General features: G+C 71.0%; 10 protein-coding genes. 2 read left to right on the forward strand and 8 right to left on the reverse strand.

The genetic code is table 11. The features are described from left to right. Positions 1–184: 184 nt before the first annotated feature. A complete protein-coding gene (gene glmS / locus ACZ4VF_RS30100) occupies positions 185–2002 on the reverse strand; it encodes a glutamine--fructose-6-phosphate transaminase (isomerizing) (RefSeq protein WP_467929906.1) in 1818 nt (605 codons plus the stop codon). A 26-nt stretch (positions 2003–2028) separates the two neighbouring features. Then, positions 2029–2286: a hypothetical protein gene (locus ACZ4VF_RS30105; protein ID WP_467929907.1), complete on the reverse strand. Its 258-nt coding sequence runs from the start codon at positions 2284–2286 to the stop codon at positions 2029–2031. A 165-nt stretch (positions 2287–2451) separates the two neighbouring features. Between ACZ4VF_RS30105 and ACZ4VF_RS30110 the strand changes: the two genes are divergently transcribed. After that, positions 2452–4017: a purple acid phosphatase family protein gene (locus tag ACZ4VF_RS30110; RefSeq protein ID WP_467929909.1), complete on the forward strand. Its 1566-nt coding sequence runs from the start codon at positions 2452–2454 to the stop codon at positions 4015–4017. 29 nt (positions 4018–4046) lie between these two features. Here the strand turns inward: ACZ4VF_RS30110 and ACZ4VF_RS30115 are convergent, their stop codons facing one another. Further along, positions 4047–4919, reverse strand: a complete 873-nt coding sequence (locus ACZ4VF_RS30115; protein WP_467929910.1) for a DUF4429 domain-containing protein — start codon at positions 4917–4919, stop codon at positions 4047–4049. Positions 4920–5016: 97 nt separating this feature from the next. On the opposite strand from ACZ4VF_RS30115, the gene ACZ4VF_RS30120 reads away from it, so the two are divergent. Next, positions 5017–6627, forward strand: a complete 1611-nt coding sequence (locus ACZ4VF_RS30120) for a beta-N-acetylhexosaminidase (RefSeq protein ID WP_467929911.1) — start codon at positions 5017–5019, stop codon at positions 6625–6627. 64 nt (positions 6628–6691) lie between these two features. On the opposite strand, the gene ACZ4VF_RS30125 is transcribed toward ACZ4VF_RS30120, so the two are convergent. From ACZ4VF_RS30125 to ACZ4VF_RS30145, 5 genes are all read right to left on the reverse strand, one after another. Continuing rightward, positions 6692–8464 carry an IucA/IucC family protein gene (locus ACZ4VF_RS30125; RefSeq protein WP_467929913.1) on the reverse strand — a complete coding sequence of 591 codons (1773 nt, stop codon included), beginning with the start codon at positions 8462–8464 and terminating at the stop codon, positions 6692–6694. After that, entirely contained in the window at positions 8461–8988 is a 528-nt protein-coding gene (locus ACZ4VF_RS30130) for a GNAT family N-acetyltransferase (RefSeq protein WP_467929914.1), read from the reverse strand. The genes ACZ4VF_RS30125 and ACZ4VF_RS30130 overlap by 4 nt, the downstream gene beginning before the upstream one ends. After that, positions 8985–10262, reverse strand: a complete 1278-nt coding sequence (locus ACZ4VF_RS30135) for a lysine N(6)-hydroxylase/L-ornithine N(5)-oxygenase family protein (RefSeq protein WP_467929915.1) — start codon at positions 10260–10262, stop codon at positions 8985–8987. Before ACZ4VF_RS30135 ends, ACZ4VF_RS30130 begins: the two co-directional genes overlap by 4 nt. After that, positions 10246–11712: a lysine decarboxylase DesA gene (desA, locus tag ACZ4VF_RS30140; protein WP_467929916.1), complete on the reverse strand. Its 1467-nt coding sequence runs from the start codon at positions 11710–11712 to the stop codon at positions 10246–10248. Before desA ends, ACZ4VF_RS30135 begins: the two co-directional genes overlap by 17 nt. Positions 11713–11832: 120 nt before the next feature. Beyond that, a complete protein-coding gene (locus ACZ4VF_RS30145; RefSeq protein WP_467929918.1) occupies positions 11833–12684 on the reverse strand; it encodes a siderophore-interacting protein in 852 nt (283 codons plus the stop codon). Positions 12685–12743: the final 59 nt, after the last annotated feature.

The following is a 12743-nucleotide window of genomic DNA, read 5'->3' on the forward strand; positions in this document are numbered from 1 at the left end:
CCGCACCACCGCACCGCACGAAGGGGGCACGGGTCGCCCTCTTGTGCGCGGCGGCGGCGCACTGGCCCACGGCCCCTCCGGGACGTGCCGCAGGCCGGGGGGTGACGGCCACCGGCTGAACATCCAGCGGCACGGGAAGGACCCCCACGTGACGGGTGGCACACGTGGGGGTCCGTTCCGTCTCCTACTCGACCGTCACGGACTTCGCGAGGTTCCGCGGCTTGTCGATGTCCCGGCCCAGGGCCTTCGCCGTGTGGTAGGCCAGCAGCTGGAGCGGGATGCCCATCAGGATGGGGTCCAGTTCGTCCTCGTTCTTCGGGACGAGGATCGTCTGGTCGGCCTTCTCCTGGTGCTGGTGGGCCACGGCGAGGATCTTGCCCTCGCGGGCCTTGATCTCCTCCAGGGCCGCGCGGTTCTTCTCCAGCAGGTCGTCGTCCGGGACGATCGCGACCGTGGGGAGGGCCGGCTCGATGAGGGCCAGCGGGCCGTGCTTCAGCTCGGAGGCGGGGTAGGCCTCGGCGTGGATGTAGGAGACCTCCTTGAGCTTCAGGGAGGCCTCGCGGGCCACCGGATAGCCCCGGACGCGGCCGATGAAGAGCATCGAGCGGGCGTCGGCGTAGGTCTCCGCCAGCTGCTTGATCTCCTCTTCCTGCTTGAGGATCTCGGTGATCTGCTCGGGCAGCCTGCGCAGGCCCTCGATGATCCGCTTGCCGTCGCGCACGGAGAGGTCGCGGGTGCGGCCGAGGTGCAGGGCGAGCAGGGCGAAGGCGACCGTGGTGTTGGTGAAGCACTTCGTCGAGACGACGCAGACCTCCGGGCCGGCGTGCACGTAGACGCCGCCGTCGGCCTCGCGGGCGATCGCCGAGCCCACCACGTTGACGACGCCGAGGACCCGGGCGCCCTTGCGCTTCAGCTCCTGGACGGCGGCCAGGACGTCGTACGTCTCACCGGACTGGGAGACCGCGATGTAGAGGGTGTCGGGGTCGACCACCGGGTTGCGGTAGCGGAACTCGGAGGCCGGCTCGGCGTCGGCGGGGATGCGGGCCAGCTCCTCGATCATCTGGGCGCCGATCATGCCCGCGTGGTACGAGGTGCCGCAGCCGAGGATCTTCACGCGGCGGATCTGCCGGGCCTCGCGGGCGTCCAGGTTGAGACCGCCGAGGTGCACGGTGGAGAACCGGTCGTCGATGCGGCCGCGCAGCACGCGGTCCACGGCGTCGGCCTGCTCGTGGATCTCCTTGTGCATGTAGGTGTCGTGGCCGCCCATGTCGTACGACGCCGCCTCCCACTCCACGGTGGTCGGCTCGGCCGAGGTGCGGGTGCCCTCGGTGGTGTACGTGCGGAAGTCGTCGGCCTTGAGGGTGGCCATCTCGCCGTCGTCCAGCGTCACTATCTGGCGGGTGTGGGCGACCAGCGCGGCGATGTCCGAGGCGACGAACATCTCCTTCTCGCCGATGCCGAGGACGACGGGGGAGCCGTTGCGGGCCACCACGATGCGGTCGGAGAAGTCGGCGTGCATGACCGCGATGCCGTAGGTGCCCTCGACCACCCGGAGGGTCTCGCGGACCTTGTCCTCCAGCTTCTCGGCCGTGGAGCGGGCGATCAGGTGGACGAGGACCTCGGTGTCGGTCTCGGACAGGAACTCGACGCCGTCCGCCTCCAGCTTGCGGCGCAGGTCGGCGGCGTTGTCGATGATGCCGTTGTGGACGACGGCCACCTTGCCGTCGGCGGACATGTGCGGGTGGGCGTTCACGTCGGAGGGGGCGCCGTGGGTGGCCCAGCGGGTGTGGGCGATGCCGGTGGTGCCCTTGAAGCGCGCCGGGACCTTGGCCTCCAGGTCGCGCACCCGGCCCTTGGCCTTGACCATCTTCAGACCGGGCGTCTTCGGGGAGGTGACGACGATGCCCGCGGAGTCGTAACCGCGGTATTCCAGCCGCTGGAGGCCCTCCAGGAGGAGGGGCGCCACGTCACGCTTTCCGATGTATCCGACAATTCCGCACATGTACAGGTATCTCTCAGCCTGGCGTCTCAGCCGTAGACCATGCGGCGCAGCTGCCTGAGCGTCAGCTCCGGCGGCGCCACCGCCCGGTATTTCAGGTCCGCCTCGATCCGTTCGAAGATCTCCGCGTTCACCAGGCCCTGGGCCTGGAGTTCGCGGTGGCGGCGACGGACGAAGTCCTGGGTCGTCTCGTCGAAGTAGGCGAGCACGTCCTGGACCACCCGCAGCGCCTCGCCCCGGTTCAGGGGCGTGGACCGCGTCAGGTGATCGACAAGTTCCTCGTGCACCCGGTAGATCCTGGAGTACCGGCGCCTCTTTCGCAAGAATCGTGCCCGATTCCGGGCAGGCGCCTGTTGGATCTCTCATGGTGCGCTGTTCGCACGTTGTCCATCCTGCGTCTTGTGTCCCGTCGCCCGGGCGGACGAGTTTCAGACGCCATGGACATTCCTCGTATGGGAGTACCCGAGAAGCTGGCCGAGCGCATGAGCATGGCCGAGCAGCACGAGTACCTGCGCGCCAGGTTCTCGCGGCGCACCATGATCCGGGGCGGCGCCGTCACGCTGGGCGCCGTCACGGGCGGCGCGTTCGTGCCCGGCGCCACCGCCCGGGCGGCCGTGCCGACCCGGCGAACCGTCACCTCCGCCGCCACGGTCGACGGTTCCCTCGTCGCCCCCTTCGGCCGCCACCTGGCCTGGGGCAACGACCCGCGCACCGAGATCACCGTCTCCTGGCAGGTCCCGGTCGCCGTCAAGAAGCCGTTCATCCGCATCGGCGCCCACCCCTGGGACCTCTCCCGCAGGATCGAGGCCGAGGTCCGCACCCTGTACACCCCGGCCGGTGTCGGCGCGAGCGGTGACCACACCCAGTACTACCTGCACGCCAAGCTGACCCACCTGCGCCCCGGCAGGACGTACTACTACGGCGTCGGCCACCAGGGCTTCGACCCGGCCCAGCCGCACCTGGCGGGCACCCTGGGCACCTTCACCACCGCCCCCGCCCACAAGGCGCCGTTCACCTTCACCGCCTTCGGCGACGAGGGTGTCGGCTACCACGGCCTGGCCAACAACGCCCTGATCCTCGGCCAGAACCCGGCCTTCCACCTGCACGCCGGTGACATCGCCTACGGCGACCCGTCCGGCGCGGGCAAGCCCACCGACGCCGGGTTCGACTCGCGCACCTGGGACCAGTTCCTGCACCAGACCGAGTCGGTCGCCAAGCAGGTCCCGTGGATGCCGGCCTACGGCAACCACGACATGGAGGCCTGGTACTCGCCCAACGGCTACGGCGGCGAGGAGGCCCGCTGGACGCTGCCCGACAACGGGCCGGACCGCAGAAACCTGCCGGGCGTCTACTCCTTCGTCTACGGCAACACGGCCGTCATCTCGCTCGACGCCAACGACATCTCCTTCGAGATACCGGCGAACCTGGGCATATCGGGCGGGACTCAGACCACATGGCTGGAACGCCAGCTGAAGAAGTTCCGCGCCGCCAAGGACGTCGACTTCATCGTCGTCTTCTTCCACCACTGCGCCTACTGCACCTCCACCGCGCACGCCTCCGAGGGCGGCGTCCGCCAGGAGTGGGTGCCGCTGTTCGAGAAGTACACGGTGGACCTGGTCATCAACGGCCACAACCACCAGTACGAGCGCACCGACGTGATCAAGGCGGGCAGGGTCACCAGGAAGCTGCCGATCGGCGGCACCGCCTATCCCGAGACCGACGGTGTGGTCTACGTCACCGCGGGCGCCGCCGGTCGCAGTCTGTACGCCTTCTCCGCCCCGGACTCCTACGAGGGCCACGAGCACGAGACCGACTCGGTCGCCTCGTTCGTGAACACCAAGGACGGCAAGGTCGACGAGACCGTCGCCTGGTCCCGCGTGCGCTACCTCGACTACTCCTTCCTCCGCGTGGACGTCACGCCCGCCGCCAAGGGCCGGCAGACCACGCTGAAGGTGTCGGGCATCGCCGAGACCGGCGACCGCATCGACCACTTCACGGTCTCCCGCAGGGCCAAGTAGCCAAGGCAGCCCACGCGAGCAGGCGGCCCTCACATGCGCCGGAGGACCGCCTGCTTGGCCAGCGCGAACTCCTCGTCGGTCAGCACACCGTCGCGGTGCAGCTCGCCCAGCTCGCGCAGCCGGCGCAGCAGCACGTCGTGGTCGTCACCGGCCGGCTCCGCGGCCCGCTGCGGCGGGATCTCCGCCACCTCCGGCCCGGCCGCCGAGGGGTGCGGCAGGCGCGCCTGCACGGCCGCCGCCACCAGGGCCATCAGCGGGTCCTTCCGGAAGCCCCACAGCTCGACCGCGTTCGGGTCGTACTTGGGCGGCACGGCGTCCGGGGCGCCGCGTACCAGGAACCGCAGGTACCCGTTCTCCAGGCCGGCCGCCGGCTGCCACTCCACACCGGTGATCTCCGCGAGGGGGATCGTGCGCGGACCGGCCGAGGCCTTGGCGTCCTCCGTCTTCCAGTTCCACTCCAGCCGCACCCGCTCCCCGTCGAAGCCCGCCGTGCCGTCCCCGGCCGACACGGACACCGGCACCGGCGGACCCGGCAGCAGGTAGGCGGTGACCGGGTCCGCCGGAACCCCTTCCAGCAGCAGGGCGTTGCGGACCTCGTCGGCGACGTACTCGGCGACCCCGTACCGGTCGGGCTCCACGGTCAGCCGATACGGGTCCTGCGCCTCGGCCAGCCGGCCCGCCGTGGCCTGGAGGAGGGGATCGGCACCGTCGCGCAGCCGCAGCCTGAGCCGCCCCGCCTTCCGGCCCTGCTCGAACGAGATCCCCGCCAACGCGCCGAGCGGTACGACGAGTTCGCCCAGCTCGCGGCGGAGCGGGCCCACGGTCTTGTCCCGGCCCGGGGTGAGGCGCAGGGCATCGCCGTCGAAGGCCCAGGTGCCGTCCTTCTGGATGATTTCCGCCATGCGGGGATTGTTCCACCCGATCTGCGGGACAGTTGGTCTCGACCACGTCGGACGGTCAGCCCCCGCCGACGGTCGACTCCATCCGAAGGGAGCGCATGTGAGACGGAACCACAGCACGACTCCCCGAACGCCCCGCGCCCTCGGCGCCCTGCTGCTGCTCGCGGCGGCCGGCGCCTTCACCCTGGGCGCGGCCCCCGCGGCCCCCGCGGCCCACGCCGCCGCCCCGACCCCGCTGAACCGGGTGGTCCCGGCGCCCGCCTCGGTCGCCCCGGGCGGGACGCCGTACCGCATCACCCGTGCCACCGCCGTCCGCGTCGACGGCTCCGCCGAGGTCCGCCGCATCGGCGGCTACCTGGCCGGCCTGCTGCGCCCCGCCACCGGCTACCCGCTGCCGGTCACCGACCGCGGCACCGGCGGCATCCGACTGCGACTGGCCGACGGCGACTTCGGTGCGGAGGGGTACCGGCTGCAGAGCGGCGCCGGCGGTGTGACCCTCACCGCGCGCACCCCCGCCGGGCTCTTCCACGGCGTCCAGACGCTGCGCCAGCTCCTCCCCGCGGCCGTCGAGAAGAAGAGCGTCCAGCGCGCGGCCTGGCAGATCGCCGGCGGCACCGTCCAGGACCGCCCCCGCTACGCCTACCGGGGCGCCATGCTGGACGTCTCCCGGCACTTCTTCACCGTCGCCCAGGTCGAGCGCTACATCGACCAGCTGGCGCTCTACAAGGTCAACGAGCTGCACCTGCACCTCAGCGACGACCAGGGCTGGCGCATCGCGATCGACTCCTGGCCGCGCCTGGCCTCCTACGGCGGCTCCACCCAGGTCGGCGGCGGCCGGGGCGGCTTCTACACCAAGGACGACTACCGGGAGATCGTCCGGTACGCGGCCTCCCGCTACCTGGAGGTCGTCCCCGAGATCGACATGCCCGGCCACACCAACGCCGCCCTCGCCTCCTACGCGGGGCTCACCTGCGACGGCGTGGCGCCCCCGCTGTACACCGGCACCCAGGTCGGCTTCAGCTCGCTGTGCGTGCCCAAGGAGGTCACCTACGACTTCGTGGACGACGTGGTCCGGGAGCTGGCCGCCCTCACCCCCGGCCGCTATCTGCACATCGGCGGCGACGAGGCGCACTCCACCAGCCACACCGACTACGTGCACTTCATGGACCGCGTGCAGCCGGTCGTCGCCCGGTACGGCAAGACGGTCATCGGCTGGCACCAGCTCACCGGCGCCCACCCGGCCCGCGGCGCCCTCGCCCAGTACTGGGGCCTGGACGGCACCGGCGCGGCGGAGAAGGCCCAGGTGGCGCAGGCCGCCCGGAACGGCACCGGACTGATCCTGTCCCCGGCCGACCGGATCTACCTCGACATGAAGTACACGAGCGGCACCCGCCTCGGCACCAAGTGGGCGGGCCTGGTCGAGGTCAGGCGGTCCTACGACTGGAACCCGGGCGCCTACCTGGCCGGAGCACCCGCCTCCGCGATCAGGGGCGTCGAGGCGCCGCTGTGGTCCGAGACCCTGACCACGTCCGCCGACATCGAGTACATGGCGTTCCCGCGGCTCGCCGGCGCGGCCGAGCTGGGCTGGTCCCCGGCGGCCACGCACGGCTGGAACGCCTACAAGGCGCGGCTCGCGGCACAGGGTCCGCGCTGGGACGCCCTCGGCATCCGCTACTACCGGTCGCCGCAGGTGCCCTGGCCGGCACGCTGACCCGGAAGCCGACGGGCACCCCGCGGGACCGTACCGCGGGGTGCCCGTCGGGTCCGTGGCCCCGTCAGAACCCGGCGATCGGGTTCCTCAGGGTGCCGACCAGCTGGAGCGCGCCCGACGGATCGGCGAGGTCCACCATCTGCCTGTTGTCGCGCAGCTGGAGCCGGTTGAGGCAGGACAGCGCGAACTCGGGGGCGAACATGTCGTACCGGCGGAACCGGTCGGCCAGCTCCGGGTTCGCCTCCTGGTACGCGCGGGTGACCTCGGCGACCGTGCGCCAGAAGTCGTCCTCCGTCAGGACGCCCTCGGCGGCGAGGTGGGCGGCGAGGAAGCGGAAGAAGCAGTCGAAGACGTCCGTGAAGACGGACAGCAGCTTCTTGTCCTCCGGGACCTCGACCCGGATCCGCCGCACCTCCGGCGGCAGGGCCGCGTCCGGGTCCATGACGGCGATCTCCTCGGCGATGTCCTTGAAGACCGCCCGCTGCACGGCGCCGTCCTTCAGCACCAGGATGACGTTCTCGCCGTGCGGCATGAACACCAGGTCGTAGGCGTAGAAGCTGTGCAGCAGCGGGACGTAGTAGGCCCGCAGGTACCGCCGCAGCCACTCCGCCGGGGCCAGACCCGACCGCTCGATCAGCGCGCCCGCCAGCGAGGCGCCCTCCTGGTCGACGTGGAGCAGGCAGGCCATGGTCGCCAGGGTCTCGCCGTCGCGCAGCGAGGGCACCGGGCTCTCCCGCCACAGCGCCGCGAGCATCTTGCGGTACGGCGAGTAGCGGTCGGTGGCCGCCTCGTACTCCAGGTGCCGGTAGCCGACGGCCGCCCGCTCCCGGATGACCGACAGGCCCGTCGACCTCAGCACCGGGTCGCTGTCGACGAGCCGGGCCAGCCAGTCGTTGATGGCCGGGGTCGCCTCCATGTAGGCGGCGGACAGGCCCCGCATGAACCCCATGTTGAGGACCGACAGCGCCGTCTTCACGTAGTGCTTGTGCGGGTCGCTGGTGTTGAAGAAGGTCCGGATCGACTGCTGGGCCAGGTACTCGTCGTCGCCCTCGCCGAGGCAGACCAGCAGCTCACGGGCGACCTCGGCGGCGAACGTGACGCTCAGCTTGTTCCACCACTGCCAGGGGTGGACCGGGATGAACAGGTAGTCGGCGGGGTCCAGGCCCCGGCCGGTGAGGACGCAACGGAACCGCTCCACCGTCTTCTCGCCCAGCTCCGCCCGCAGGAAGGACTCGTACTCGATGCCGGCGCCGGCCGTGAACGCGGCCCGCGAGCGGTGGGCGGCCAGCCACACCAGCCGCACCGGGCTCGCCGTCTCCGGCGCGTACGACAGGTACTCGTGGATGCCGAAGCCGAGCCGCCCGTTGTTCGCGACGAAGCACGGGTGGCCCTCGGTCATCCCGGTCTCGACGGCCTGGAAGCCGGCACGGGCCAGCTCGGCGGAGGTCACCCCGGGCTTGGCCAGCTTGTAGCAGGTGCTCGACAGGGTGGAGGAGATCTCCTCCAGGTACACCGGCAGGATCTCGTCGCTCAGCCCCAGCGACTCCCTCAGCTCGACGAAGAAGTCCAGCGCGGCCGGCGGGAGGTCGGCGCCGTCGCGGTGCCGGGTGACGGAGTCCGGGTCGATGTCCCAGTGGTCCAGGGCCCGCCGTACGGCGCTGAACCGGTAGCTGGTGAGCCCGTCGTCGCTGCGGACGACGTACCGGCCGCCGCCCTGCTCCTCCGGGGTGATCAGCCGCTCGTGCGCGAACTCGGCGAGCGCCTTGCGCAGCAGCAGCCGGTTGGCGGTCGCCCAGCGCTCGGGGGACAGATGGGCCACGGCGTCGGCGAGGGTCATGCGGTAACCGCCTTCTCGAACTGCTCGCGGGTGCAGAAGCTCAGCAGCGCCCGCTTCTCCGGCTTGTCGATCTCCCGTGCGGCCACGAAGCCGACGGCCTCGTTCAGGGCGTGCACGGCCGTGTTGCGGACGTCCGGCTCGACGACGATCCGCCGCACCGACGGGTCCTCGAAGAGGTGGAACATCACGGCGGTGAGGACCGACCTGGTGAAGCCGTGCACGGGGGTGTCGGTGGCCGGCACCAGGAAGTGCATGCCGACGTCCCCGGACCGCGGCTCGTAGAGCCCGGCCAGCTCCCGGTGCGCGGGGTCGTACCGCTCCATCAGGAACGCGGGCGTGCCGTCCTCGGCGAGACCGAGCAGCGCGTGGTGGTGCTCGTCCGCCGCGATCTCCATGTAGGCCCGCTCGACGTCCTCCGGTCTCGCGTCCTGCATCATCCAGTACGCGGCCTTGGGGTGCGTGACCCACGTGTGCAGCAGCCCGGCGTCCTTCAGGGGGTCGACGGGCCGGAACGTGAAGGTCATACGGCGAACTCCTGGAAGGCGATGCTCTTCTCGACCGGGTAGTACTCGGTGCCGAGCAGCTCACGGATGATGTACGCGTTGCGGTACGCGCCCATGCCCAGGTCGGGGCTGGTGATGCTGTGCGTGTGGACGCCGGCGTTCTGGAGGAAGACGCCCCGGCCGGTGACGTCGACGGCGTAGTTGCGGGCGACGTCGAAGTTGCCGTGGGAGTCGTAGACCAGGCGGTCCTTCACGGGGTTCAGGAACTCCGGCTCGGCGTACCGGTAGCCGGTGGCCAGCACCAGGCCCTGGGACTCGATCCGGAAGTCCTTCTCCTGCTCCTCCTGGCGGAAGGAGAGGGTGTACGTGCCGTTCTCGTGGGCCGCGCCGGTGAGCGCGGAGTTGGTGAGCAGGCGGGTGGGGACCGGGCCGGCCAGGCTCTTCTGGTAGAGCAGGTCGAAGATCTCGTTGACGAGGTCGCCGTCGATCCCCTTGAACAGGCCCTTCTGCTCGGCCGTGAGGCGGTAGCGGGTGGCCTCGGGGAGCCCCCGGTAGTAGTCGATGTACTCCGGGGACGTCATCTCCAGCGTCAGCTTGGTGTATTCGAGGGGGAAGAAGCGGGGCGAGCGCGTCACCCAGTTCAGCCGGTAGCCGTGGACGTCGATCTCGCCGAGGAGGTCGAGGTAGATCTCGGCGGCCGACTGCCCGGAGCCGACGAGGGTGATGGACTCCTTCTTCACCAACTCGGCCCTGTGGTGCACGTACCGGGAGTTGTGGATGAAGTCGCCGCCCAGATTCCGGCAGGCCTCCGGGACGTACGGCGGGGTGCCGGTGCCGAGCACCAGGTGGCGGGCGCGGTACACGTCCCCGGAGTCGGTGCGCACGAGGTAGTGCTCGTCCTCGTACGTCACCTCCGTCACCGTCGTACCGAAGCGGACGCTGCTCAGCTGGTGCGCGGCCCAGCGGCAGTAGTCGTCGTACTCGACCCGCAGCGGGTAGAAGTTCTCCCGGATGTAGAACGAGTACAGTCTGCCCCTCTCCTTCAGGTAGTTCAGGAAGGAGTACGGCGAGGTCGGGTCGGCCAGGGTGACCAGGTCCGACATGAACGGGGTCTGGAGGTGGGCGCCGTCCAGGAACATGCCGGCGTGCCACTCGAAGTCGGGCTTGGACTCCAGGAAGACGCCGTTCAGTTCGGCGATCGGTTCGGTGAGGCAGGCGAGCCCGAGGTTGAAGGGGCCGAGCCCGATCCCCACGAAGTCACAGGTCGTGGTCGGGGCTTCAGGACGCGCGGTCAAGGGACTCTCCCAGGTACTGCTCGGCGTGGCCGGCGATCAGATCGAGAACGGCGGCGATGTCGGCCGCCCGGGTCTCGGGGTTGAGCAGGGTGAACTTCAGGTAGTGGCGGCCGCCCACCTTGGTGCCCGCGACGACGGCGTCACCGGAGGCGAACAGGGCCTTGCGGGCGTAGAGGTTGGCGCGGTCGATCTCGGCCGGGTCGGTGACGGCGGCCGGGATGTAGCGGAACACGAGGGTGGACAGGCTGGGCCGGACGACGACGTCGTAGCGCGGGTCGGCGGCGAGCAGCTCCCACCCCTCCCGTGCCAGGTCGCACACCTCGTCGAAGAGCTGCCCGATGCCGTCGGCGCCCATGGTGCGCAGCGTCATCCACAGCTTGAGGGCGTCGAAGCGGCGGGTGGTCTGGAGGGACTTGTCCACCTGGTTGGGGATACGTTCCTGCACCATGCGGCGCGGGTTGAGGTACTCCGCGTGGTAGGTGGCGTGCCGCAGGGTGGCCGCGTCACGGACCAGGAGGGCGGAGGAACTGACCGGCTGGAAGAAGGACTTGTGGTAGTCGACGGTGACCGAGTCGGCGCGCTCGATGCCGTCGATGCGGTCCCGGTACTTCAGGGAGGCGAGCAGTCCGCAGCCGTAGGCCGCGTCCACGTGCATCCACACGCCGTACTGGGCGCACAGGCCGGCGATCTCCGGCAGCGGGTCGATGGAGCCGAAGTCGGTGGTGCCGGCGGTGGCGACGACGGCCATGGGGACCAGGCCGTCGCTCGCGCACCGCTCCAGCTCACGGGCGAGCGCGACGGTCTGCATGCGCTTGTCGTGGTCGACGGGGATCACGACGACGGCGTCCGGCCCGAGCCCGAGCAGCTTCGCGGACTTCTTCACGCTGAAGTGGCTGACCTCGGAGGCGAAGATCCGCAGTTTCGCGAGCGGGGCCCCCTCTTCCCACCCCTCCCGGCCCGGCTTGGCCTCCTCCCGGGCCAGCAGCAGCGCCTGGAGGTTGGACTGGGTGCCGCCGGAGGTGAACACGCCGTCGGCGGCGGGACCCAGGCCGGTCCGCCGGGCCGTCCAGTCGATCAGCTTGCGCTCGATGAGGGTGCCGCCGGCCGACTGGTCCCAGGTGTCCAGCGAGGAGTTGACCGCGGAGAGCACGGCCTCGCCGAGCACCGCCGGGATGACGACCGGGCAGTTGAGGTGGGCGAGGTAGCGGGGGTGGTGGAAGTAGACCGCGTCCCGGAGGTAGACGTCCTCCAGTTCGTCCAGCACGGCGCCGGTGTCGCCCAGCGGGCGGTCCAGGTCGATCGCGTCGATGGCGGGGGAGAGGGCGTCCACGGTGACGCCGGTGAACGGACGGTCGGTGGTGGCGAGTTTGGCCGCCACCCGCTCGACTCCTTCGGTCACGGAGCGACGGTAGTGCTCCGCGGTGAGGCCATTGAGCAGGTGCGAGCGCATGTGGGGGTCCTCCGAGGGGACGGTCCGTGCGAGATCAACTTAGGTTAGCCTAACCTAATTTCTCTGGTCCAGGGCACACCTCTGCCGTGACGGGGCCACGAGCAGGGGAGCGGCCGGCGCCTACTCGGCGGCCCGGAGCTGCTCCTCCGTCATGCCCTGCCGCCAGTACCCGACGAAGGTGACCCGCCGCCGGTCCACCCCGCGCTCGCCGACGAAGTGCCGCCGCAGCGCCTTCACCTGGCCGGACTCGCCCGCGAGCCACACGTACGCCCGCCCGGTGTCCGGCAGTTCGGCGGCCCGTACGGCGTCGACGGCCATGGGGGGCCCGTCGTGCCGTACGAGCCACGTGATCTCCGCGTCCGCCTCCGTGCGCACGTCCTGGATGTCCCCGGCGTGCGGCACCTCCAGCCAGGCCCGGGCCCGGGTGCCGGCGGGGAGGGATTCGAGGATCGCCGTCGCGGCGGGTACGGCGGTCTCGTCTCCGCACAGGACGACCAGCCCGGTGTCCTCGGGCGGGCGGAAGCGGATCGCCCGGTTGTCGGCGAGGGCCGGCCCGAGCAGCAGTACCCGGTCGCCGGCGGCCGCCCGGGCGGCCCAGCGGGAGGCCGGTCCGGCGGGCGTGGCGGCGTCCGGCCCGACGCCGTGCAGGGCGAAGTCGATGTCGATCTCGTCGGGTGCGCCGGGTTCGCGGCGCAGTGCCCGCAGTGTGTACGAGCGCATCACGGCCCGTACGTCGTCCGGGAGTTCCCGCCACCCCTGCCACCAGCCGTCCCCCAGCTCCAGCGGCACCACGGGCTCGCTCTGCCCCGGATGCGGCAGGAACAGCGACAGGGACTGGTCCCGCCCGAGCGAGTGGAAGGCGTGCAGGTCGGGCCCGCCGAAGGTGACCCGGACCAGGGACGGGCCGAGCCGCCTCGTCCGCACGACCTGAAGGGAGAAGAAACGGAACGGGGCGGCTACGGCCGTCGTCATCTGTGGCTCCTGAGGGTGGGGTTCAGGGCGTTGTGGGCAAGCTCCGCCGAGGGGCCTCG

Source organism: Streptomyces sp. NPDC029151, assembly GCF_055564315.1.